This window comes from Pseudoalteromonas sp. NSLLW24 (assembly GCF_015864725.1).
Taxonomy (GTDB): Bacteria; Pseudomonadota; Gammaproteobacteria; order Enterobacterales; family Alteromonadaceae; genus Pseudoalteromonas; species Pseudoalteromonas arctica.
Genome location: NZ_JADYWQ010000023.1, coordinates 1 through 23,438, shown reverse-complemented (window position 1 = coordinate 23,438; position 23,438 = coordinate 1). Strand labels below are relative to the sequence as shown.

The 23,438-nt window shown below is 38.9% G+C and carries 18 protein-coding genes; 11 read left to right on the top strand and 7 right to left on the bottom strand.

The window, feature by feature from the left end:
- Positions 1-64: 64 nt before the first annotated feature.
- Positions 65-1,438: an IS4 family transposase gene (locus I6E72_RS18040; RefSeq protein ID WP_096058041.1), complete on the top strand. Its 1,374-nt coding sequence runs from the start codon at positions 65-67 to the stop codon at positions 1,436-1,438.
- 206 nt (positions 1,439-1,644) lie between these two features.
- On the opposite strand, the gene ubiK is transcribed toward I6E72_RS18040, so the two are convergent.
- A complete protein-coding gene (ubiK, locus tag I6E72_RS18035; protein WP_121954625.1) occupies positions 1,645-1,908 on the bottom strand; it encodes a ubiquinone biosynthesis accessory factor UbiK in 264 nt (87 codons plus the stop codon).
- A 162-nt stretch (positions 1,909-2,070) separates the two neighbouring features.
- On the opposite strand from ubiK, the gene rep reads away from it, so the two are divergent.
- Positions 2,071-4,089 (top strand): DNA helicase Rep, encoded by a 2,019-nt coding sequence (rep, locus tag I6E72_RS18030; protein ID WP_010553826.1) that lies wholly within the window; start codon positions 2,071-2,073, stop codon positions 4,087-4,089.
- 15 nt (positions 4,090-4,104) lie between these two features.
- Here the strand turns inward: rep and I6E72_RS18025 are convergent, their stop codons facing one another.
- From I6E72_RS18025 to elbB, 3 genes are all read right to left on the bottom strand, one after another.
- A complete protein-coding gene (locus tag I6E72_RS18025) occupies positions 4,105-6,669 on the bottom strand; it encodes a sensor domain-containing diguanylate cyclase (protein ID WP_007582095.1) in 2,565 nt (854 codons plus the stop codon).
- A 164-nt stretch (positions 6,670-6,833) separates the two neighbouring features.
- Positions 6,834-7,229, bottom strand: a complete 396-nt coding sequence (locus I6E72_RS18020; protein ID WP_007582093.1) for a c-type cytochrome — start codon at positions 7,227-7,229, stop codon at positions 6,834-6,836.
- Positions 7,230-7,455: 226 nt separating this feature from the next.
- Positions 7,456-8,103 (bottom strand): isoprenoid biosynthesis glyoxalase ElbB, encoded by a 648-nt coding sequence (elbB, locus tag I6E72_RS18015; protein WP_007582090.1) that lies wholly within the window; start codon positions 8,101-8,103, stop codon positions 7,456-7,458.
- A gap of 524 nt (positions 8,104-8,627) precedes the next feature.
- On the opposite strand from elbB, the gene polA reads away from it, so the two are divergent.
- The 3 genes from polA (at position 8,628) to I6E72_RS18000 (ending at position 12,956) form a co-directional block, all read left to right on the top strand.
- Complete coding sequence (gene polA / locus I6E72_RS18010) at positions 8,628-11,363, top strand: DNA polymerase I (RefSeq protein ID WP_101216532.1); 2,736 nt, start codon at positions 8,628-8,630, stop codon at positions 11,361-11,363.
- Positions 11,364-11,853: 490 nt separating this feature from the next.
- Positions 11,854-12,441, top strand: coding sequence for a YceI family protein (locus I6E72_RS18005; protein ID WP_007582084.1), 588 nt, complete (start codon positions 11,854-11,856; stop codon positions 12,439-12,441).
- Positions 12,438-12,956, top strand: a complete 519-nt coding sequence (locus I6E72_RS18000; protein ID WP_010553821.1) for a DUF1285 domain-containing protein — start codon at positions 12,438-12,440, stop codon at positions 12,954-12,956. Before I6E72_RS18005 ends, I6E72_RS18000 begins: the two co-directional genes overlap by 4 nt.
- 9 nt (positions 12,957-12,965) lie before the next feature.
- Here the strand turns inward: I6E72_RS18000 and yihA are convergent, their stop codons facing one another.
- Positions 12,966-13,634: a ribosome biogenesis GTP-binding protein YihA/YsxC gene (gene yihA, locus I6E72_RS17995; protein WP_007377272.1), complete on the bottom strand. Its 669-nt coding sequence runs from the start codon at positions 13,632-13,634 to the stop codon at positions 12,966-12,968.
- A 281-nt stretch (positions 13,635-13,915) separates the two neighbouring features.
- Here yihA and I6E72_RS17990 point away from each other — a divergent pair, with 281 nt between their 5' ends.
- The 3 genes from I6E72_RS17990 (at position 13,916) to I6E72_RS17980 (ending at position 16,425) form a co-directional block, all read left to right on the top strand.
- The gene (locus I6E72_RS17990) at positions 13,916-14,548 is read left to right on the top strand and encodes a c-type cytochrome (protein ID WP_007582080.1); all 633 of its coding nucleotides are present in this window, start codon (positions 13,916-13,918) and stop codon (positions 14,546-14,548) included.
- 752 nt (positions 14,549-15,300) lie between these two features.
- The gene (gene yihI / locus I6E72_RS17985; RefSeq protein ID WP_007582074.1) at positions 15,301-15,897 is read left to right on the top strand and encodes a Der GTPase-activating protein YihI; all 597 of its coding nucleotides are present in this window, start codon (positions 15,301-15,303) and stop codon (positions 15,895-15,897) included.
- Positions 15,898-15,909: 12 nt separating this feature from the next.
- Complete coding sequence (locus I6E72_RS17980) at positions 15,910-16,425, top strand: DUF2489 domain-containing protein (protein ID WP_010553820.1); 516 nt, start codon at positions 15,910-15,912, stop codon at positions 16,423-16,425.
- A gap of 94 nt (positions 16,426-16,519) precedes the next feature.
- On the opposite strand, the gene hemN is transcribed toward I6E72_RS17980, so the two are convergent.
- Together hemN and yjgA are read right to left on the bottom strand one after the other, a co-directional pair.
- A complete protein-coding gene (gene hemN, locus I6E72_RS17975; RefSeq protein WP_197113541.1) occupies positions 16,520-17,893 on the bottom strand; it encodes an oxygen-independent coproporphyrinogen III oxidase in 1,374 nt (457 codons plus the stop codon).
- Between the two features lie 124 nt (positions 17,894-18,017).
- Positions 18,018-18,551 carry a ribosome biogenesis factor YjgA gene (gene yjgA, locus I6E72_RS17970; RefSeq protein WP_007582068.1) on the bottom strand — a complete coding sequence of 178 codons (534 nt, stop codon included), beginning with the start codon at positions 18,549-18,551 and terminating at the stop codon, positions 18,018-18,020.
- 144 nt (positions 18,552-18,695) lie between these two features.
- Between yjgA and pmbA the strand changes: the two genes are divergently transcribed.
- The 3 genes from pmbA to I6E72_RS17955 all read left to right on the top strand — a co-directional run bounded on the left by pmbA (position 18,696) and on the right by I6E72_RS17955 (position 23,094).
- Positions 18,696-20,045, top strand: a complete 1,350-nt coding sequence (gene pmbA / locus I6E72_RS17965) for a metalloprotease PmbA (RefSeq protein WP_007582066.1) — start codon at positions 18,696-18,698, stop codon at positions 20,043-20,045.
- Positions 20,046-20,117: 72 nt separating this feature from the next.
- Positions 20,118-20,603: a DUF721 domain-containing protein gene (locus I6E72_RS17960; protein ID WP_024589904.1), complete on the top strand. Its 486-nt coding sequence runs from the start codon at positions 20,118-20,120 to the stop codon at positions 20,601-20,603.
- Positions 20,604-21,018: 415 nt separating this feature from the next.
- A complete protein-coding gene (locus I6E72_RS17955; RefSeq protein WP_197113538.1) occupies positions 21,019-23,094 on the top strand; it encodes a M13 family metallopeptidase in 2,076 nt (691 codons plus the stop codon).
- Positions 23,095-23,438: the final 344 nt, after the last annotated feature.

The window sequence follows — 23,438 nt, the reverse complement described above, 5'->3', positions numbered from 1 at the left end:
GGATTTTTTTGAACTAAATCTCAATGTCATGATCAGATCTTCAAATCTTGTTTGAGGGCACATTATGATTAACGAACATACTCATTGGGCAAAACAACAATTCGGTAAATCGGACTTAGGTGATCCAAGAAGAACAGCGCGTCTGGTAAAGTTAGCATCAACGCTTGCAAATGAACCAGGAAAACCACTTGTGAACATCACTCAATCCCCCGCCGATATGGAAGGTGCCTACCGCTTTATTCGCAACGAGAATATTGACGCAACGGCTATAGCAGAGTCAGGCTTTAAAGCCACGGTTGAACAAGCAAAAAGTCATAACTTATTACTCGCATTAGAAGACACGACCACACTAATTTATAAACATTCCTCCATTCGAGATGATTTGGGTCATGTCGGACGAGGAGCAAAACAACGAGGCTTGTTAGCTCATAGCGTATTACTGTTTGCGCCAGATACAAAGCAAGTTGTGGGATTAATTGAACAGTCTCGCTGGAGTCGTGATATCAACACGATTGGAAAAAGAGAAAAACACGCGACGACTTCTTACGAAGAAAAAGAAAGTTACAAGTGGGAGTCAGCGTCACGAGCGATGGCAGAGCGGCTGCAAGGACAAATGGCGAACGTGATATCGGTGTGTGACCGCGAAGCGGACATCTACGAATACTTGCAGTATAAACTGAGCGAGCAGCAACGATTCGTCGTACGCTCGATGCAAAGTCGTCATATTGAAGAAGGTGAGGATAAGCTCTATGCGTTTGCAAGCGAGCTGATGAGTGCAGGCACCAAACACATCCACATTGCACAAAAAGGAGGAAGAAAAGCCCGAAGCGCAACACTGGATATCACCTATGCGCCAGTGACACTCAAAGCGCCTTACAATAAGAAAGGACACTCCCTCCCAGTTTACTATGTCGGCTGTGCAGAGCGAGGAAACGCTGAGAACGGCTTAAGCTGGCACCTATTAACCAGTGAACCAGTCACCAGCAAAGAAGACGCTTTAGCTATCATCACCTACTATGAGCACCGTTGGCTTGTAGAGGAATACCATAAAGTCTGGAAAAGTGATGGTACGGATATCGAAAGTTTACGCCTTCAAAGCCAAGATAACATGGAAAGATTGGTGACGATTAATGGCTTTATTGCGACGCGAATATTGCAACTAAAGTTCACCAATGAGCAGCCTGATTCTCCAAGTTGTGAACAACTGTTATCTCCCAAAGCATGGAAGTTATTGTGGTTAAAGAGAATAAAAACACCATTGCCTGAAACTGCTCCAAATATGTCATGGGCGTATCAGGAACTGGCAAAGTTAGGAGGCTGGAAAGATACCAAGCGCACAGGGCGTGCATCTGTGAAAGTGTTATGGCAAGGATGGCTTAAGTTACAAGCCATCCTGGAAGGCTACGATTTAGCAAAATCTCTTGAGTCAGACTTGTGATCAAGAGACAGGCCTAAGCTGCCTTTTTTGTACATTAAATTAATACCAATTTTATTAAAAAAATGATCATTCTAGCGTATTAAATAACTCACTAACTACGTTAAAAATTATTTATATAGAACAACTATGTACCATAATTTTAGCCTTGTTATTGAGCTATTTTCTTATTGCTATAATAGAACACTAATTTAATGCAATTGGTATAATTATTCAGCGTCAGTTTTAGCGCTAAGTTGTTGCTCAAGTAATGCAACTTTAGCTTCAAGCTCAGTTAACTTTTCGCGAGTACGAATAAGTACTTGGCTTTGCACATCAAATTCTTCACGGCTCACAAAATCCATCTCAGCAAGCTTGTTTTGTAAAACTTGCTTTGTTTTACCTTCGAGTGTCTCTGCTAGGTTTTTTACACCTTGTGGCATATTGCTAGTAATTTGCTTAGCAATTTCTTCAAGTTTTGCTGGGTTGATCATATTTGTCCCTTCGATGCGGCCTAAAATAATAATAACTAATATTACCTTATACCCACGGTATTTAACACATGATCATCTTTACCTTAATTAATTAAGGCAATTGCTATGCTCGCAGTAATGGTTACGTTAAAATTGCGCGTCTTTTAAATTTCTTTGGTCGTTATGAAACTCAATCCTAAACAAGATGAAGCCGTAAAATATATTAGTGGTCCATGCTTAGTACTCGCAGGCGCAGGCTCTGGTAAAACCCGTGTTATTACGAATAAAATCGCTTATTTAGTGAAAAAATGTGAGTACAAAGCGCGAAATATAGCCGCTGTTACTTTTACCAATAAAGCAGCCAAAGAAATGCGTGAACGAGTACTGCAAACGCTCGGAAAGCAAGACGCTAAAGGTTTATGGGTATCAACGTTTCATACACTCGGTTTAGAAATAATAAAAAAAGAGTTAAGCACATTAGGGTTTAAACCCGGCTTTTCGTTATTTGATGATCAAGATACCAATCAGCTTCTAAGTGAGCTCACCGAAGATGAGCTAAAAAAAGACAAGGACTTACTCAAACTACTTAAAATGGAAATTGGTAGTTGGAAAAATGAATTAGTACTGCCAGAGCAAGCAATACGCGAAGCGCGTGATGCGCAAAAGGCATTGTTTGCACAGCTGTATGCTCGCTATCAAAATCAGCTACGTGCTTATAACGCACTGGATTTTGATGATTTAATTATGATCCCTACTTTGTTACTTACTAATAACGCCACATCTCGTGAGCGCTGGCAGCAACGCTTTAAATACTTGCTGGTGGATGAGTATCAAGATACCAATACAAGCCAATATCAACTTGTTAAATTGCTAGTAGGCGAGCGTGCCCGTTTTACTGTGGTAGGTGATGACGATCAATCAATTTACTCATGGCGTGGTGCTCGCCCGCAAAACTTAGTGTTATTAGGTAAAGACTACCCAGGGCTTAGACTTATAAAGCTTGAGCAAAACTATCGAAGTGCAGGGCGAATACTAAAAGCGGCTAACATTTTAATTGCGAATAACCCACATGACATAGAGAAAAAGTTATTTAGTGAACTAGGTTATGGTGAGCCGATTAAAGTAATAGGGTGCCGCGATGAAGAGCATGAGTCTGAGCGTGTGGTTGCTGAAATAATTTCACATAAGTTTATGAAGCGAACCAGCTATAAAGATTACGCGATTTTATATCGTGGTAATCATCAAGCACGTGGCTTTGAAAAATCATTAATGAGTAACCGTATCCCTTATAAAATTAGTGGCGGTATGTCGTTTTTCGCTCGTTCAGAAATTAAAGATATTATGGCGTATTTACGTTTGCTAGTTAATCAAGATGATGACAATGCATTTTTACGTATCGTAAATACACCGCGACGCGAAATAGGCACGGTTACACTTGAAAAGCTTGGTACGCTTGCTAACGAAAAACACGTGAGCTTATTTGCTACCTGTTTTGATAACGATTTAGGCTACAGACTAAAAGGGCGTGGTTTTAATGCGCTTGCTGGGTTTGCACGCTGGGTTGTTGAGCTATCAGATAACGCAGTACGCGGTGATACGCTCGAAGCTGTTAAAGACTTAGTGCGTAATATTAATTACGAGGCATATTTGTACGAGTCGTCACCGAGTGCTAAAGCCGCTGAAATGCGTATGAAAAACGTATCTGAGCTGTATCGTTGGATCACCGATATGTTGACCGGTGATGCCGACAACGAACCAATGACATTAGCCGAGGTTGTTAGCAAGCTAACCCTTCGCGATATGCTTGAGCGTAACGAAGAAGAAGATGAAACCGATGCAGTGCACTTATCAACACTACATGCATCAAAGGGCTTAGAGTACCCGTACGTATTTATGGTGGGTATGGAAGAGGGTTTACTTCCGCATCAGGTAAGTATTGATGAAGATAACGTAGATGAAGAACGCCGCTTAGCTTATGTTGGTATTACTCGTGCACAGCAGGAGTTAACACTTACTTATGCAAAAATACGTCGTCAATTTGGTGAAACCTCACAAACTGAGTTAAGCCGATTTGTACAAGAGTTACCGCAGGACGATCTCGCGTTTGAAAATAAAAAGGCGCCAAATACGCAAGCAGAGCGAATGGAAAAAGGCCAAGCAAGAGTCGCTAACCTTCGTGCAATGTTTAAAAAGCCTGAGTAATACCTCAGGCTAATTTTATAAAGACTGGGTTGCTTGTATTTCAGGTAACTCAGAACACACTAGAGCGTGTTGTTTTCCCACAAAAAATGCCAAACCGTGCTTGTCTAGTAAAGCTCTAAAATTAAGTATTGATGGGCCTTTAGCAATGACTTTCATTGCTTTGAGCTTTGTAATTGCAAGCACGCCCTGTAGCTGAAAATCGTAACTTTCTTGTTGTAAAACACGTTTACTAAAGGTCGAGCTAAGTAGCAGATAGTCAAAATTAATATCGGTTAGTAAATTAAGTTCGCATCGATCTTTAGCGAAATTGTTTAAACCAATTGAATAACCAAGTTGTGATAGCTTTTTGAGGTTTTCTATTTGTGTTGCGCTTGCGTGACGAATTTCTTGCTCATCAAATAGCAAACAGAGCTGGCTATGTCCTTGTTGTTTATTTAGCGTATCTGTAAATAAAACAAATTCGTGCTCCTCGAGTAGTAAACCAGAGCAAGGAACCAGCGCCATAGTTACATTTGCGGTAATTGCTTGTGCATAAGCGCGTTGTAATAACTGTAACTCTATCTCGAGGTGCTGTTCTTTATCTGATGCAAACTTTTTCAAAATATCAAAGCTAGTAAAGCCAAGTATTGGGTGTTCACCAAATGCTTCAAATAAAGATTCAGACTGATGTTGCTCATCAAGAGTAATTATTTCTGAGCTTCTAAAACTCATAGGTAATATATCAAGGTGATGTTGTGCTTTTAGTGCCTGCGCAGGTATTGATTGCGTTAATAGCGGATGAAATAGCTCGTAGCGGTTTTTTCCGGAGTTTTTAGCGTGATACATTGCAGCATCGGCATCACGAATAATTTCATCCGTATGCGTATAGCTTTTCTTTGAGTAGGTTATTCCTATACTAGCACCACTTTGAAGTGATTCGCCTTTAAGGAAAAAAGGCTTTTTCATTAAATCGATAATACGATTAGCAACATCTTCTGCTTGTTGAGGCTCAGTTAAGTGCGTTAATAAAATAACAAACTCATCGCCACCTAAGCGTGCTAGTAAATCATGTTCGCGTATACACTGGGCAAATAACTCACTAACGTTAATTAAAAACTGATCGCCAGCATGGTGACCAAGTTGGTCGTTAATGTCTTTAAACTTATCTAAATCAATAAATAAAACAGCAAAATTATGTTCAGGAAAGCGCTGATAATGTTGTAGTGTTTTTTCAAGCTGAGTTAAAAAGAGGCTGCGATTAGGTAAGCTAGTAAGAGAGTCGTGATGTGCGTCGTGATAAAGCTGCTGCTCTATTTTTTTACGCTCATCTATTTGCATTTGTAAGTGCAGATTTGTTTGACGCAGTTCTTTGGTTTTTTCGTTTACTCTAAATTCGAGTTCTTGATGGCTTTTTGCAATCGCTTGATTGGTGAGCTTTGTTTGTAAAACCGCTGCAATTTGATGAGATACAAAGGTAATTAACTCGCAATCATCCCGGCTGAAAATATGTTTGTTATCGTAAGCTTGGCAAACAATAAGGCCGATAACACCTTGAGCTGTTTTAAGTGGAGCGCCTAACCAACTAGTGGCCATTTGCTCTTTTTGTACAGGCTTAGCTCTTTGTACTACACCGCTTTCTATTAATTCTTTTGCTCTACACGGGTGTATAAGTTGCGTTTCTTCAGTGCTTATTACCAGTTCACTATAACCTTTAGCAAAGCGTCTTGGTTGTGTGTTTTCTTTAAATTCATCTACACAATAAGGGAAGCTTATCCAGCCAGACTCTTTATCGTAAAGTGCAATATATAAGTTCTCTGCGTAGGTAATTGTTTTTATTATTTCATGTATCTTAAAGTAAGCATCATCAAGGTTTTTAGCTTGCGTTGCTATTTCAGATATTTTAAACAGAATTTGTTGGCGTTGAAGTGCGCGTTTGCGTTGTTCTATTTCAAGGTTTAACGCGTCGTTACTTTGAGTGAGTGCACGGGTACGAATTTTAACTTCTGACTCAAGGAGCTCTCGTTTTTTTACACGCTCTATTGCAGTTGCTAAATAAAGCGACATAAACTCAAGTAATTGTATTTGTTGTGAGCTATAGCCTTGTTTTGTATCGTAACTTTGCGCTGCTAAAACACCGATAATATTATGTTCTTGGTAAACCGGAACACCTACCCAATGCTCTGCTGGAGTGCCTAATGCTTTAAATAAGCCTTCTGCTGCGGCATTTTGCATTTGCTGCTTGGTAAAACATGTGGTTTTACCCTGTTTAAATACATAACCAGTGGCGCCTTCATCAAAGCTATTTGATTGGTTAAGGGCGACGGCAATACCATCTTTTTCATCTGAAAAGTAAGAAAGTTCTAACGATTGACTGTATTGATTTAATAGCACCACATAAAAACTTTTACTCGGCACATATTTTTGTAAAATGTCGTGGATAGCGGGATAAAGTAGGGTTAGCTCGGCAACAGTACTTGCTTGCTCTGATAATTGTATCAGCGCATTTTGTAAGTGATGTGATTGTTTGTATTTATTGAGTAATGTTTTTAGACGTTTATTTTGATACGCCAATTTACTCGATACTGAGAGTTTATCTTCCAATGATCTAACCGGCTATTTTTATTGTATAGTTATTAGCCTTATACTTTCACTTTTAGCGCTTATCGTCAAGTTGATATTCGTACTATCATACTGGCTAGAAACACTATTTTAGGTATTAAAAAAGGCTTACCGAAGTAAACCTTTTTTGTGTATTTCAGCTGTATTTACTTAGATGTCATGAAGTCGATGGCAGCGCTTATCTCATCATCAGAACAATCCATACAGGTGCCTTTTGGAGGCATCGCATTAAAGCCATTTAGTGCATGCTCAAGTAAAGTGTCTTTACCTTTAGCTATACGTGGAGCCCAATCGTCAGGCGATTTAGGCGCGCCTAGTGCACCAGTACCGTGACATGCAAAACATGCACCTTGATACACTTGCTCACCAGAACGAGGGCCTGTAGGCGCCGCTGCTACAGCAGCTTTATCGCCTTCAAGGTATACAGCACCAACCGGCGCGAGACGTGCTTTAATTGCATCTTCAGTCATAGAGTTATCATATGGCTGTGCGTATGCAGTGGTTGCTAGCATTAATAATGCTGCAGCTGTTAATTTTTTCATTTTGCCTTGCTCACTTCGATTTGAACGTGATCAATCACGATTAAAGATGACGGAAATTAAACCGATTATAACTCTCTGAGCCAATTTATAAAATGCTAAGAGGCGTTTTTATTAATAAAACTGACTACTTTTTGCGTTAACGCAATAAAATTTAATTATTTACTGTTTTTTGTTAAGCAATTTAATAAGCGCAAACAGTCATACAATTAACTTTTAGATCCTAAGATCAATTTATTGATAATACGCTACTAACTAGTTTTTCGATCCCTGCATCGGCTTCAATAATTGATTGCGCAAGCATATAAGCTGGGGTTGTAACTAGCTTATTTGGCTGATCAATAACAACATCATCTACTGCACAATTTATATGTTTAGCGCCTAATGTGCTTAGCGCTTGTGCTGTCTCTGCATCGTTACCAATAGTAAGTACAGCGTTATCGTAAATAAATGGGATCAAAGCGGGTGCAATACACATATAACCAGCAGGCTTATTTTCTTTTGCAAATGATTTACAAGCATTAAGTACGTCTTCATTAATATTTGCTTTTGCGCCTTTAATTGCAAAGTCACATAAGTTTTTTGCAGCGCCAAAACCGCCAGGTACAATTAATGCGTCAAACTGAGTTACGTCTAGTTCAAGCAGCGATTTAATGTCACCCCGTGCAATACGAGCCGCTTCTGTTAATACATTACGTTTATCAGGCATTACTTCGCCCGTTAAATGGTTAATGGTATGAAGTTGTTCAATATCCGGTGCAAAACACTGATACGTTGCGCCATTTTTGGCTATATGTAATAAAGTTAAAATTGCTTCATTAATTTCACTACCATCGTACACACCAGACCCTGCTAATATTACCGCTACGTTTTTCATGCTTTTGTGCCCCTAAAGTCTTTTTTATAAGTCGATCGGATGAAGTCTAACATGCTCAAAATTTCTCGCGAAAATAAATTTTTAGTACAAAAATCATTCTCTATGCAAGTTGTATTGCGGTTTATGCCATTTGCGATCACTTTGCCTTTAAAAAAATTATAAAGGATCGCTATGATCTTCGATCCATTGTGCTAGAATACTCCTCCGGTTATTTAAATGGACGCGAATAATCAAAGTGAATAACAACACAAGCAGTCGTTAGAAAACCTTTTTCCACATTGGTTTAAAATAATAAAAAAAGAACCTCGTATTATCTTTTTTAAATTAAAACATACAGTTAAAGTATTTTCTAGGCATTTTATAATGCTTTGGAAGAATAGCTCGTGGCTGTTATCTACACACTTATCCACAGCTTGCTATAGTTTTAATAACACGATAAGCAGTAATTCACTGTCGTTTTATTTACTACCTTATGGCATGCTTATAATTACCTTAATTTTTTGCATTTAGGATCCAAATTCACCATGGCTCAGATCCCCGAAAACCCACTTATTTTAGTTGATGGCTCGTCATATTTATTTCGTGCTTATCATTCTCCGCCGCATTTAACTAATTCTAAAGGTGAAGCTACGGGCGCTATTTATGGCGTGATCAACATGCTTAAAAGCTTGATCAGACAATACGATCCCTCACATATGGTGGTTATATTTGATGCTAAAGGTAAAACGTTCCGTAACGATATGTATAGCGAGTATAAGGCAAATCGTCCGCCTATGCCGGATGACTTACGCACTCAAATAGCACCAATACACAGTATTATTAAAGCGATGGGCTTTCCGCTAATTAGTATTGAAGGCGTTGAAGCTGATGATGTTATTGGTACATTTGCACGTATAGCGTCAGAGCAAAAACGACATGTACTCGTCTCTACTGGCGATAAAGACATGGCACAGCTTGTTAATGAACACGTTACGCTAATAAACACGATGACTGACAGTATTTCAGATCCCGTTACCGTGGTTGAAAAGTTTGGTGTAGGCCCTGAACTTATTATTGATTACTTAGCATTAATGGGTGATAAGGTCGATAATATTCCGGGTGTTGAAGGTTGTGGTCCTAAAACTGCAGTTAAATGGTTAGAAAAATATGGTTCTCTTCAAGGTGTAATGGATCACGCCAGTGAGATTAAAGGTAAAATAGGCGAAAAGTTAGCAATTGCTCTTGATCATCTGCCTTTAAGCTACGAACTTGCGACAATTAAGTGTGATGTTGAAGTTGAATCTGATCTTGATACATTCAAACTTCAAGAGCCTAACAAAGACGAATTAATTGCATTATATGGTGAGTGCGAATTCCGTCGTTGGTTAGCTGAATTACTTGATAATCCTAAAGATGCTGAAACACATTTAGCTGTACCTACCCAAGCCACTGAATTACCAAAAGTAGAAGATGCTCATTACGAAACTATTTTAACTGAGGCGCAATTTGATACGCTGATAAATCAATTAAATAGTGCTGAGTTATTTGCATTTGATACTGAAACAACCAGCCTTGATTACATGAAAGCGCAATTGGTGGGTATGAGCTTTGCCGTAAAAGCGGGTGAAGCTGTGTATTTACCGGTAGCGCATGACTACCCAGGTGCGCCTGAGCAATTAAGCCTTGAATTTGTAATGCAAAAGCTAGGTCCAATTTTGGCAGATGAAAACAAAGCTAAAGTAGGGCAAAACCTTAAATATGACAAAAGTGTATTAGCGAATGCAGGTTTTGCGCTAAATGGTATTAAGTTTGACACCATGCTTGAGTCGTATGTATTTAATAGTGTAGGCACGCGTCACGATATGGACTCGCTAGCACTTAAATACCTAGGTCATAAAAATATTAGCTTTGAAGATATTGCTGGCAAAGGTAAAAAGCAACTTACCTTTAACCAAATTGAACTTGAAAAAGCAGCGCCTTACGCCGCAGAAGATGCCGATATTACTTTGCGTTTACACGAAGTGCTTTGGCCAAAAATAGCAGCTGATGAAAAGCTAAAATCGGTATTTGAAGATATAGAAATGCCACTTATTAGTGTGATTTCTGATATTGAACGCACCGGTGTTGCGATAGATAGCAATATGCTTGCAGCGCACAGCCAACGTTTAGGCGAGCGTTTAATTGAGCTTGAAAAAGAAGCATTTGAAATAGCAGGCGAACCATTTAACTTAAGTTCACCAAAACAGCTACAGGTACTGTTGTTTGAAAAGCTTGGGCTGCCTATTATTAAAAAAACGCCTAAAGGTGCACCTTCTACCGCAGAAGAAGTACTGCAAGAACTTGCTCATGATTATCCGCTACCTAAAGTAATTATAGAGCATCGTGGTTTATCAAAGCTTAAATCAACTTACACCGATAAATTACCATTAATGGTGAATGAGAAAACCCAGCGTGTACATACGTCTTATCATCAGGCAATTACAGCTACGGGGCGCTTGAGTTCAACTGATCCTAATTTACAAAATATTCCTATTCGTTCAGAAGAAGGACGTCGTATTCGTGAAGCGTTTATAGCCGCAGATGGTTATAAAATTGTTGCTGCCGATTACAGTCAAATTGAGCTGCGTATTATGGCGCATCTTTCACAAGACAAAGGTCTATTAAATGCATTTGCGAACGGCTTAGATGTACATAGTGCAACTGCCGCTGAAGTATTTGGTGTAGAGCTTGATGATGTAACTACCGATATGCGCCGTAAGGCGAAAGCAGTAAACTTTGGCTTAATTTACGGTATGTCGGCATTTGGTTTAGCACGTCAACTAGATGTGCCACGCCACGAAGCGCAGCATTACATAGATAAATACTTTGAGCGTTTTCCAGGTGTATTAGAGTACATGGAAACAACACGCGAAAAAGCGGCTGAAAATGGCTACGTTGAAACAATATTTGGTCGTCGCCTACATTTACCAGAAATAAACGCACGTAATGGGGCGCGTAGAAAAGGAGCCGAACGTGCTGCTATAAACGCACCAATGCAAGGTACTGCCGCCGATATTATTAAAAAGGCAATGCTGAGCGTTAACCGCTGGGTACACGAACAAGCGCCAAATACAATTAAGCTGCTTATGCAAGTGCACGATGAATTAGTATTTGAAATCAAAACAGACTGCGCACCACAGTATACAAAACACATTTGTGAACTGATGTCGCAAGCTGCTGCGCTAGATGTACCACTTATAGTTGAAGCTGATGAAGGTGACAACTGGGAACAAGCTCATTAATGCAATTTGAGCATTTTAATTAAAGCGCCTTTTGGCGCTTTTTTTATGTTTAATAAAAATGGCGAATAACAGCGATTCAATCAGGTATATGCAAGCTTTAGTTAAAATAAGGTTAATTTAAGCAACTATTTGTATTAAATAGTTATATGTTCGTCAATTCGAGCTGTTTTACAGGAATATGATTGTATTTTAATGCGTGCTTTTGTTAAAGTCCCGCCTGTCCTATCCTGTAGGACATCCTGTTGATGATGCATCTGAAAGGGTGCAACAAATTGATAGCTTCTCCCCAGTTTGCTATACCGGCCTACCAACTTGTTTGGTGGGCCGTTTTTTGTTTTACGCCTGAAAATCCTATCTAATTAATTCTTTATTGCGCTATACCAATTGTATTATTCATTCGTCATTTCGAGGTGGTTTGGGTACATCGCAGGTGATACCATCGAAGTGATATTATTTTTATTCTTTTCATTTTATTACTAAGGAGTGCGTTATGTTTAAAGCATTAGCTATTGCAGGTTTTTCTTTATCAAGTTTAGTTATTTCTAATGTTGCTCAGGCCAATTGGCAGCTAGTGAATGATAAAAGCCAACTAAGCTTTGTTTCAATTAAAAAAGATTCGATTGCTGAAGCTCACCATTTTACTAACCTTGAAGGTATGCTTTCTGATAAAGGCGAGTTTAGCGTTAATGTTGATTTAACATCAGCCGAAACTCTAATTCCTATTCGTAATGAGCGTTTAACGACATTTTTATTCGAAGCGGCTAAATTTCCAAATGCTGTTTTAACTGCAAATTTAACTAAAGAACTGAGCAATATTAAAAAGCCTGGTCAATATGTATTGAAGGGTATTAAAGCTGAGCTTGATTTTCACGGTAATAAAAAGCCATTGGCAATTGATGTACTCGTTAACAGCACGCAAAGTGGTGATTTAACGGTATCATCATTAACACCTATTATTATTAATAGTGATGATTTTGGTGTAACTGAAGGCGTTAAAAAGCTGCAAGAGCTAGCGGGCTTACCTTCAATTGCAACAGCAGTGCCTGTTACATTTGCAATTACACTTAAAAAACAGTGATTTCTTTAAGTGAGCTTAGCAAGCAATTAAGCGAGCCAAGCAAACCTTTTGATAGTTGGCAGCCTAATCATTGTGGTGAACTGCCAATTGTCATTAATCATGAGGGGAAATGGTTTTACGATGGCAGCGAAATAACACGCCCAGCCATGGTGAAGCTGTTTGCTTCTGTTCTATGTAAAGAAGGTGAGCAATTTTATTTAAAAACACCTGTCGAAAAAATAACAATAACGGTTGATGATGCGCCGTTTATTATTGTTGATTGGCGTTTTGAAAATACAGTGCAAGGGCAGGTGTTGTGTTGTATTGATAATTTAGCTAGGCAGTGGTTGGTGAGCGCTCAGCAGCCTTTAGTTATAAAAGACTATAAAGGGTCAAAAGTACCTTATCTAAAGCTACCTTATGGCTGTAGTGCGCGTGTTGCGCGAAGCGTATATTATCAGTGGGCTGAAAAAGCCGAGTCTGATAAACTCGGCTATTTTATTAAATCTGCAGGAAAGCAGTTTTATTTATCGTAACGCCAGCGTTTAAGCCTCTGGGTTAGTTTCGTCTGTGATTGTTTCATCGGTAGGTGGTACAGCAATAACAGGACCTAAAAACCATTCATCTAGTTTTTTAGCTACTTCTGGTAAACCCGTGCCTTTTAATGATGAAAATGCATGAACTGTAATATCCCCATCAAGCGTGCTTAATTCACGACGAACTTGCAGTACTTGTGATTTACGAGGGCCTTGCTTTAATTTATCGGCTTTAGTTAATAGTGCCAATACTGGAATTTCACTACCAATAGCCCAATTAATTAAATCGCGGTCTAAATCTTTTAATGGATGACGAATATCCATTAAAATAACAATACCTTTTAGGCTTTGACGCTTTTGTAGGTATTCGCCTAGCGATTTTTGCCATTTCTTTTTCATTTCGATTGGTACTTTAGCAAAACCATAGCCTGGTAAATCGATAAGGCGCATATCGTCAACATCAGCTAAATCGAATGTATTGATTAGCTGAGTACGTCCAGGTGTTTTACTTGTACGTGCTAGCTTCTGATCGGTTAATGCATTTAATGCACTCGACTTACCTGCGTTGGAGCGACCGGCAAACGCAACTTCAATTCCCGTATCAGCAGGTAATTTAGTAATGTCGGGAGCGCTTGTTACGAAAGACGCAGTATTATATTTGATACGAGATTTGAGCACAGGCTCTCCTAAAACTTAAATAAATAACGTTGAGTAAACCAAATTCACTCAGGGCGCGTATTTTATACTATAAAGGATGTATTAAAAAGCGTATTTAACCACCTAAAAACAGCACCTATGGTACATTTAAAACATGTTAAAGCTTAATCTAAGTCAAAACCCTGTAAATTATAAGCTTAATATGTGTAGAAAACGTGCCAGAGAATTTATTATCGTGTAGAATATATGTATTACAACATCACGATTGTAGATGATACAGGGTCGGAAACAGAGAATTCACCATGAAAAAAATAGCACTATCTTTAACAATATTGCTTGGTGCGTTGTCAGCAAGCAACGCAACAGCATTTGATGGCGATGTAAACGCAGGTAAAGAAAAATCAGCAACGTGTGCGGCTTGTCACGGCCCAGACGGTAATGCGCCGGTTAATATTTACCCTAAAATTGCAGGTCAACATCCAGATTATATCCTTAAGCAACTTCAGGATTTAAAATTAGGTATGACGTCAGGCGGCAAAGAAGGGCGTATGGATCCAGTAATGAGCGCTATGGCTATGCCACTTAGCGAGCAAGACATGAAAGATCTAGCTGCTTATTTTTCTTCAATGAACATGACTGAAGGTGCTACACCTAAAGATGTTGTTGAAGTTGGCGAGATGCTTTTTAAAGCAGGCGATGCAGAACGTGGAATTCCATCATGTGCAGCATGTCATGGCCCACGTGGTAATGGCTCGTCACTTGCTAAGTTTCCAAAAATTTCTTTTCAGCATCCAGGATATATCAAGGCTCAACTTGAAAAATTCCGTGATGGTACTCGTCATAATGACTTAAATGGCATGATGGGCGATATTGCAAAAAAATTAACAGATAAAGACATCGAAGTACTTTCTCAGTATTTAGGTGGCTTACACTAAAGTCGTATTTATTTAGCAGTTAATAATAAATAAACTACAATGTGTTAAAAAAAGCAGCCTAGGCTGCTTTTTTTGTGTCAAAAATTAACGATATCGTCCGTTTTAATGTAAGACATTGACCATGTCTGGTTGTAAGAAAAGTCTTCTTTTGATTTTTTATTATTGATTAACTTATTGTAATTTATGTTTATTTTTATATCTCAATGTAATAAAGATAATAAAAGTTATATAAACCAGTTGTAACAAAATCATTAACGAGTAAATTAACCACTGTCGCAAAACAACAATAACAAAACGGAAATAACTATCAAGGAAAGTAACGCGGCATGACTACATAGCATAAGATTAGTGCTACTAAAGGAAATAATAAAAAAGTGTCAGGATGACCGAAAATAATAAAAAACTCATGGAAGTTTAATAATAAAAACAAAATGGAATGTAACAAGGAACGTAAAAATAATAACAATACGGACTGATAATAATAAAAATAATAAAGACTAAAAAAAGTCGAAGGGAGAAGTGTCCAGATAATGGCGCTCAGATTAGCAGGCGGTAGAGATGTTTTCTCTACCGCCTTTTTATTTGTCCTGTTACAATACCCACCGTTTAAAATTAGCGATTAATTAGCTAAGGCGCTTTTAAATGAGAGACCCAACCTCTAAGCGCAAACTGAATTCTTCTGGCTAGGCCAGCACTGCGATGCCCATTAATTTGCGCTTCGCTCAAAACCTCTTAAGTGAGATGATCAAGATATGAGTAGAACTAAAAAGTCACGCAAAAGCCCAGCAAACGGACCTGTTCGTTTAAGCCAAGATAAGCTTAAAGAAATGCGCGCATTAAAAGAGCAGCGAGTTAAAAAAACCAAAGGTGCTAAGCCAGGTTCTCGTAACGCGCCAGATTTACTAGATAGCGAAAGCCATAATGCTGGTCACGCGCCGAAAGATAAGCGTGTAGGCAGTAAAAAGCCGGTACCATTAATTGCAACTGCGCCTGAGCCTAAAGTTGAAATGAAACGCAACTTAAAGCCAACTATTGAGCTGAAAAAGGTAATCGAGCCTGAATTTACACCTGAACAAGAGCTAGAAGCACTTGAGAATGACGAGCGTTTACTTAAATTAGTAGAGCGTCATGAAGAAGGTGAAATGCTAACTGGTAAAGATGCTAAGTACTTTAATAGCCGTATTGCTCGCCATCAGGCGTTATGTGAAATTCTTGGTATTGAAGACGAGGATGAAGACGAATTTGAAGATGACCTTGAAGATGATATTGAAAGCAAAGGCAATTCTGATTTCGATCAATACTTATCTGACGATTTAGCCAACGAATGGTTAGATGAAGACGACAAATAGTAAGGATAAATAATGAGTACCGCGGTAATTTTAGCCTTACTTTTAGGCGCTGCTATAATAGTTGGTCTGGCATTTTATGCGGGTCAGTTGCTGTATAAGTTAAATGCGCAAAAAAAGTTAATTGCTAAAACGCAGGCTGAACAAAAGCAAAAGCTTGAGAAGTCGCGTTTAAAGCGAAATGCCAAACTAGCCGATAGTATTCATTTAATTGCGCGTGCAATGAATGAAGAGCAGTGTGAGTTTTCTGAAGGCTGTTTACGTATTTGGGTACTTATGTCTCAATATGGCTTTGAGAGCGAGCGTGATTTAACGACACAATATCCTGGCATTTATAAAATGTACCAGGTAGTTAAAGAAATGCCGACACACGATGCACGTAAAAAATATGCTAAAAAAGAGATTTTTAAGCTAGATAAGGCTCGCTGGCAAGCTGAAGAAACACTTAAAGATGAAGTTAAAGCCGATTGTGCTAAAATTATCATCGAGTTTAAAGCCGCTCCTGGCAGCGATAAAGTGGTTTTTAACTAGCTTTAATTTTTCGAGTACTCAAAAAAAGCAGACCTTGGTCTGCTTTTTTTATGCGTAAAAACTTTCATACTAATAGCATTAAATTAGTGATCTGCTAAATCACTCGTGAAAAACGCGTCGCATTTATTTGTTTTTGTAAATGAGCGTCAAAGCACATGCAAATAATACGAATGAATAAGTTGCCGCGTGGTGTTACGCTAATTTTATTATCATTTATAGTGACTAGTTCATCTTTTATAAGTGGCGTAAGCGCAATTAACGCATCCTCAAAGTAGTCATTAAATATAAGCGCATGCTTTTCGCTAAAGTCTTGTATATCTAATTCAAACTGGCAAATGAGCTGCTTAATTGCATCAGCACGAATTACATCATCATGCGTTAAGTGCATACCTTTATTAAGAGCACAGCCGATTTGTGTTTCGATGCTGTGGTAATAATGTTTTAATTCTTTTTGATTTTGTAAAATGGCAGTGCCAATTTGTGAAATTGATGACACGCCTAAGCCTAATAAATCACAATTTCCATGGGTTGTATAACCTTGAAAATTACGATGTAACTTGCCTTCATTTTGCGCAATAGCTAGTTCGTTATCGGTTTTTGCAAAGTGGTCCATACCAATAAATTGATAGCCTGCTTGCGTCATCTGCTCCAGCGTGTTTTTAAACATAGTGAGTTTATTATGTGCACTGGGTAAATCTGCATCTTTAATCTTACGCTGTGCGGCAAAGCGCTCTGGTAAATGCGCGTAGTTAAACACCGATACTCGGTCAGGGCTTAACTCAATAAGTTGCTCTATAGTTTGCTTAAAGCTCTCTGGCGTTTGCAGAGGAAGCCCGTAAATCATATCTGCATTAATAGATTGAAATCCCAGCTCGCGAGCTTGTGTAATTAATTGCTTAACCGTATCTGCATTTTGCGGGCGATTAACAGCAAGTTGCACGTCGTCGTTAAAGTCTTGAATCCCAAATGAGACACGGTTAAAGCCAAGCATCCTTAAATCAACGAGCATATTATCGGCAAGTGAGCGTGGGTCTATTTCAATGCCGCGCTCTGTTGTGCTTGTAAAATTAAAGTGCTGCTCTAAAAGCTTAATTAGACGAGTCATTTGTTTTGCGGTTAAAAAGGTGGGAGTACCGCCACCTAAATGTAATTGCTCAACCGTGTAGTTTTTAAATAAATGAGCTTGGGCAGTAATTTCTTTTGCTAAAAAGTCGAGGTACGTATCTGCCTTAGATTGATGGCGGGTAATTATTTTATTACAACCACAGTAGTAGCAAAGCTGGCTACAAAACGGGATATGAATATATAGAGAAAGTGAACGACTCGTTGACGATTCTACAGCGCTTAGTAGGTCTTGTTGTTGATACCCATCACGCAGTGATAGAGCTGTGGGATACGAGGTATAACGCGGGCCAGACACATTATATTTGTTTATTAGGGTTTGATCCCAGTGTGGAAGTTTAATCATCACGCGCACCTAAGTATTTATTTAGGGGGGGATTATAAAAAAGTACGCAGTGAGGCGGTTTGATCTATAACAAAAAAGGTGCCGAAGCACCTTTTTTAATAAAATATCAATTAATGCGGTCTAATTAATACGTAACGGTATGAGCATCTTTGAGATATTGAAATAACTCTTTATAACCTTTACCCGGCTTTTCAGCTTTCGCTTCTTTTGCCGCATTACGAACCAATTGACGCATTTGCTGACGATCAAGAGACGGAAACTGTTCAATAGTCTCATTGATAAGGTCATCACCTTGTTCAATTAGGTCTGAACGTAATTGCTCAATTTTTTTGACCAATACTTCAGCTTGGTTATTTTTATTAAGCATTACATCGATAATCGCTCTAATAGCGTCAATGTTTTCTACAGTACGCAACGTTTTAGCGATGTAGTTTAAGTGACGGCGGTACGCGTCACTTTTATTACTTATTTTATCAGCAACAACCATTGCCGCTTTTAAATCGTCATTTAATGGCAGGCGTTCGCGCTGTTTTTTACCCATTTTGGCAATTTCAGTACCTAACTGATGAAACTCTTGCGCTTCGCGCTTAAGTTCCGTTCTTGATACATATTCAATTTCTTCTTCAATTTCAGCAGGCTTGCCTTTTTTCTTTGCCATGGGGTGCTCTTAAATAAAAATAACTTTTGCCATTATACATGAATATGATACTTAGGAATATTAGCTGATGTGATGCATTGAGTGTGTTAGCATTTAAATATAAGAAATGCGTGCATTATGCCTCTAAGGCTCAGGACTTAATTTATGAAAAGCCAACAAAACGATCCAATTTATTCTCAAATATCGCAAGTTAAAGATGCGGTAGCAGAAGTACTCGAACATGCCAAAAAATTAGGCGCAACAGCTGCAGAAGCGGCTATGTCTAGCACGTCTGGTTTATCGGTTAGTACACGAATGGGTGAAGTAGAAACCATTGAGTTTAACCAAGACGGCGGCTTAGGCATTAGTGTATACGTTGGTAATAATAAAGGTTCGGCGTCAACCGCTGATTTAAATCCAAAAACATTGCGCATGGTAGTCGAAAAAGCGATTGATATAGCCAAATTTACATCGGATGACCCATTTAACGGCGTTGCTGATAAAGAATTGCTTGAATTTAATCCTAAAGATTTAGATTTATACCATCCTTGGGATGTAAGCCCTGAAGAAGGTATTGAGCTTTGTCATGCTGCTGAGCAAGCTGCATTAAACGCAGATGAGCGCATTGTTAACTCTGATGGTGCGAGTTTTTCATCTCACCAAGGATTACGTGTTTATGGTAACAGCCATGGTTTGATAACTGGCTTTCCACGCACTCGTCATAGCATTAGTACGATGGTAATAGGTCAAGATGGCGAGCAGATGCAACGCGACTCTGCTTATACTGTTGCCCGCGACCAAGCGGGTTTAAATGACGCAGCGGCAGTTGGGCTTGAAGCAGCAGCTGAAACATTGGCTAAATTAAATAGCCAAAAGTTAGGCACAATGAAAGTGCCTGTTATTTTTAGAGCCGATATTGCAAATTCATTATTTGGTCACTTAGTGTCGGCAATTGGTGGTGGTGCGCTTTATCGTAAATCAAGTTTTTTACTTGATAGCTTAGGCACACAAGTATTTAGTAATTGTGTGAATATTGCCGAGCGCCCACATATTTTAAAAGGGTTGGCGTCGTCACCGTTTGATAGCGAAGGCGTTAAAACATTCGATAGAGAAATTATTCAAGGTGGCGAGCTACAAACTTATTTATTAGCAAGTTATGCCGCGCGTAAAATGAATATGACCCCAACAGGACATGCTGGCGGTATACATAACTGGCTTGTTGAGCAAACTCATAACGATTTAACTGCACTGTTAAAAACGATGGGCACCGGCTTATTAGTTACAGAGCTAATGGGGCAGGGCGTAAATACCGTAACGGGTGATTACTCTCGTGGTGCTGCTGGTTTTTGGGTTGAAAATGGTGAAATTCAATATCCTGTAAGCGAAATTACCATTGCTGGTAATTTAAAAGATATGTTTAAAGGCATATCTGCTATTGGTGGTGACATAGAACGCCGTGGTGGTATTCAAACTGGCTCAGTATTAATAGAGCAAATGCAAATAGCCGGCGCGTAGTATTAATACGCAGTGTATACTTAGACTTGGAGTATTATCTCTGGGTCTAAGTGAGCTTTTACGAGGTGTAAAATGGCTAAAGATAGATATGCACCAAAACCGCTAACCGATATTATGGCGGGGTTAAATAATCGTTTATCAGCTTATGCAGGCAAAAGCCAAGCACTTGATACACAGCAAACCCTATTAAAAGATTTTTTGGGTCCTAAGTTGGGTGACAAATGCCGAGTCAGTAATTACCGAGACGGCACGCTAATGATAGAGGCGGTGTCTGCACCTATCGCGCTTAGGCTTAATTATTTAAAAATGGATATGCTTTCACATTTTAGAGCTGCCGGAATGGCAGAGCTCGGGCAAATAAAAATAACTGCAAATCCTCAAGCAACTCAGAGATTAAGTACAGCGAATAAGTCGGGCAGTCCTGCAGTTACCAACTCACGTAAAATGAGTGAGCAAACAGCTGATTACTTAAACGCGATAGCATCTTCTGCACCCCCTTCTTTAAAAGAAAAACTAGAGCGTTTAGCGCTTCACGGAAAAAATAAAAGTAAGTCTTAACTACCCACCATCTTGTTATTGGTGGGGCTAATTTGGCAGCTCACCGCATTCAAAATACTTTGTTACATATTCCATTTTATTGTTGGCTTAATGAGGTTTATGATACTGCGTGGGCTTTATATTGATCGAAAGCTCTTTGATACCCATTCCATTAAGTAAAAGCGTGTAGGCAGTGCTATTTTTACTCCTGCTATATTCAAGAATTTAATGGAGTTGGTATGTGATACCAACCTGCATAAGTCTTTGATCAATTTAACGAATTAAATTGCACTATAACGTCGTTAAAAATTTTTTATTTAGAGCAACTAGATACAAAAACTTTTGCTTGGTTCTAGCGTAATTTTCTTAACGTTAAATAGACCCCATATATAAGCAGATTGGTATGATTCAATTCTAACTAACAAACGGAATAATTATGAATAAAGTAACAATGGCAGCTGCAAGTATCGCACTTGCGCTTGGCTTGGTAGGTTGTGGTGAAAAACAACAAGAAACTAAAGTAACCGACACTCCAGTAGTAACAGCACCCGCTGAAAAACCACTAGAGCTTGGTATTGAATTAGCTAATATGGATAGTTCAGTACGCGCACAAGACGATTTTTACTACCATGTAAATGGTCAGTGGTTAGCTAAAACTGAAATACCAGGTGATAAATCTAACTACGGTTCTTTTTCGCAGTTATATGATGAGTCACAAAAAGCGATGAAAATTGCCCTTGAAAACGCAGCCGCGAATAAGGCCGCTAAAAAAGGCAGCGATGAGTATAAAATTGGCGCATTTTATAAAAGCTATATGAATAAAGATGCGCGTAATGAGCTAGGTATTACGCCATTACAACCGTCATTAGATACAATTGATAGCGTTAAATCTAAAGCTGATTTAGTGGGTTTAATGGCTAAAATTCAAAAACAAGGCGGTACTTTACCGTTTGGTTGGTTTGTAAATAACGATGCTAAAAACTCAAGCGAGTATGCATTGTATTTATCTCAGTCGGGTCTTGGTTTACCAGATCGTGATTATTACTTAAAAGATGACGAAAAATTCACTAAAATTCGCGCTTCTTACGAGCAATACATCACTGATGTTTTAGCAAAGTCAGGCGTTAAAAGTGCAGCAGAAGCTGCTAAGAGCGTACTTGCATTTGAAAAAACACTAGCTGATGCTCAGTGGAGCCGTGTGCAAAGCCGTGATGCAACTAAATCTTATAACAAGATGACAGTAGCAGATGCAAGCAAGCTGATGGGTGACCTTGATTTAGCTGCATTCTTTAAAGATGCTGGCGTGAGTGCAAGTGACATTATTGTACGCCAACCTAGCTATTTAGAAGCACTTGCTACTATTTACAAAGACACTGATTTAGCGACGTGGAAAAACTACTTAAAATTTCATTTTGTAAGTGGTTATGCAGAGCTACTTAGTGAAGATTTAGTTAACCTTAACTTTGACTTTTACAGCACAACACTTCGTGGCGTAGAAGAACAAGCACCTCTTTGGAAGCAAGCGGTTGATGCATCTAACAGTGTACTTGGTGAAATTTTAGGTAAGGTATACGTTAAAGATAACTTCCCGCCAGAAGCTAAAGCACGCATGGAAGAATTAGTTGATAACGTAATTAAAGGTTACGGTGTTGCTATCGAAAACCTTGAGTGGATGAGCCCTGAGACAAAGCTTGCAGCGAAAGAAAAACTAGACAAATTTACGCCTAAAATTGGTTACCCAGACACGTGGAAAGATTACTCAGAGCTGGATATTAACTCAGATGAGCTAGTAGGTAACTACATTCGTTATAGCGAATGGGCATACGCAGACATGATTGCTAAATTGGGTAAACCAGTTGATCGCTCTGAGTGGCACATGACTCCGCAAACAGTAAATGCGTATTACAATCCAGTAAACAACGAAATTGTATTTCCAGCAGCTATTTTACAACCGCCATTCTTTAATTTAGAAGCGGATGATGCTGTAAACTACGGCGCAATTGGTGCAGTAATTGGGCATGAGCTTGGTCATGGTTTTGACGACCAAGGTGCTAAATACGACGGTGATGGCAACTTACGTAACTGGTGGAGTGAGACTGACCTTAAGCAATTTGAAGAGCGTACAGCGGCTTTAGTTGCACAGTATAACGAATATAAACCGTTTGAAGATGCAAGTGTTAATGGCGAGCTAACGCTTGGCGAAAACATTGGTGACTTAGGTGGCTTAACGGTTGCGCATAAAGCGTATATGCTGTCTTTAGGTGATAAAAAATCACCAGTGATTGATGGTTACACAGGCGATCAACGCTTCTTTATGGGTTGGTCACAAATTTGGCGTCGTAACTATCGCGATGAAGAGTTACGTAATCGTTTATTAACAGACCCTCATTCACCAAGTCACTACCGTGTAATCGGTATCTTGTCGAATATGCCTGAGTTTTACGAAGCGTTTGACGTAAAAGAAGGTGATAAAATGTATATCAAACCAGAAGATCGCGTAAAAATTTGGTAATTTACTAAATAGACTGATTTAAAGTTAATAAAAAACCAGTAAGTTTTTAGCTTACTGGTTTTTTTGTATCTTGAATTTGTAAATAACCTGAACTATGGATAATAAATCTATCTCAAGCAGCTATTTTCAGCGCTAACAGCGTTGAATTTACTTGCAATAGGCCAGCTATTGACGCGTAAATTCGCCTTGTTTTCACTAAAAATCTCTGACTAGAGAAAATAAATTTAAATATCACCATGATTCAATACGTTAATAAATCTCTTAACCAGAGTTCATATATGGTCTCCTCCAGTATTGCAAGGTGTCATTCAACGATAGCAGGGACAGGTTTGCTGTCATATATA

What these genes read in the sequence shown, in the direction of transcription:
- I6E72_RS18040 (WP_096058041.1), top strand. Translation starts at nt 65, where the DNA reads ATGATTAACGAACATACTCATTGGGCAAAACAACAATTCGGTAAATCG.
- ubiK (WP_121954625.1), bottom strand. Translation starts at nt 1,908, where the DNA reads ATGATCAACCCAGCAAAACTTGAAGAAATTGCTAAGCAAATTACTAGC.
- rep (WP_010553826.1), top strand. Translation starts at nt 2,071, where the DNA reads ATGAAACTCAATCCTAAACAAGATGAAGCCGTAAAATATATTAGTGGT.
- I6E72_RS18020 (WP_007582093.1), bottom strand. Translation starts at nt 7,229, where the DNA reads ATGAAAAAATTAACAGCTGCAGCATTATTAATGCTAGCAACCACTGCA.
- elbB (WP_007582090.1), bottom strand. Translation starts at nt 8,103, where the DNA reads ATGAAAAACGTAGCGGTAATATTAGCAGGGTCTGGTGTGTACGATGGT.
- polA (WP_101216532.1), top strand. Translation starts at nt 8,628, where the DNA reads ATGGCTCAGATCCCCGAAAACCCACTTATTTTAGTTGATGGCTCGTCA.
- I6E72_RS18005 (WP_007582084.1), top strand. Translation starts at nt 11,854, where the DNA reads ATGTTTAAAGCATTAGCTATTGCAGGTTTTTCTTTATCAAGTTTAGTT.
- I6E72_RS17990 (WP_007582080.1), top strand. Translation starts at nt 13,916, where the DNA reads ATGAAAAAAATAGCACTATCTTTAACAATATTGCTTGGTGCGTTGTCA.
- yihI (WP_007582074.1), top strand. Translation starts at nt 15,301, where the DNA reads ATGAGTAGAACTAAAAAGTCACGCAAAAGCCCAGCAAACGGACCTGTT.
- I6E72_RS17980 (WP_010553820.1), top strand. Translation starts at nt 15,910, where the DNA reads ATGAGTACCGCGGTAATTTTAGCCTTACTTTTAGGCGCTGCTATAATA.
- hemN (WP_197113541.1), bottom strand. Translation starts at nt 17,893, where the DNA reads ATGATTAAACTTCCACACTGGGATCAAACCCTAATAAACAAATATAAT.
- yjgA (WP_007582068.1), bottom strand. Translation starts at nt 18,551, where the DNA reads ATGGCAAAGAAAAAAGGCAAGCCTGCTGAAATTGAAGAAGAAATTGAA.
- pmbA (WP_007582066.1), top strand. Translation starts at nt 18,696, where the DNA reads ATGAAAAGCCAACAAAACGATCCAATTTATTCTCAAATATCGCAAGTT.
- I6E72_RS17960 (WP_024589904.1), top strand. Translation starts at nt 20,118, where the DNA reads ATGGCTAAAGATAGATATGCACCAAAACCGCTAACCGATATTATGGCG.
- I6E72_RS17955 (WP_197113538.1), top strand. Translation starts at nt 21,019, where the DNA reads ATGAATAAAGTAACAATGGCAGCTGCAAGTATCGCACTTGCGCTTGGC.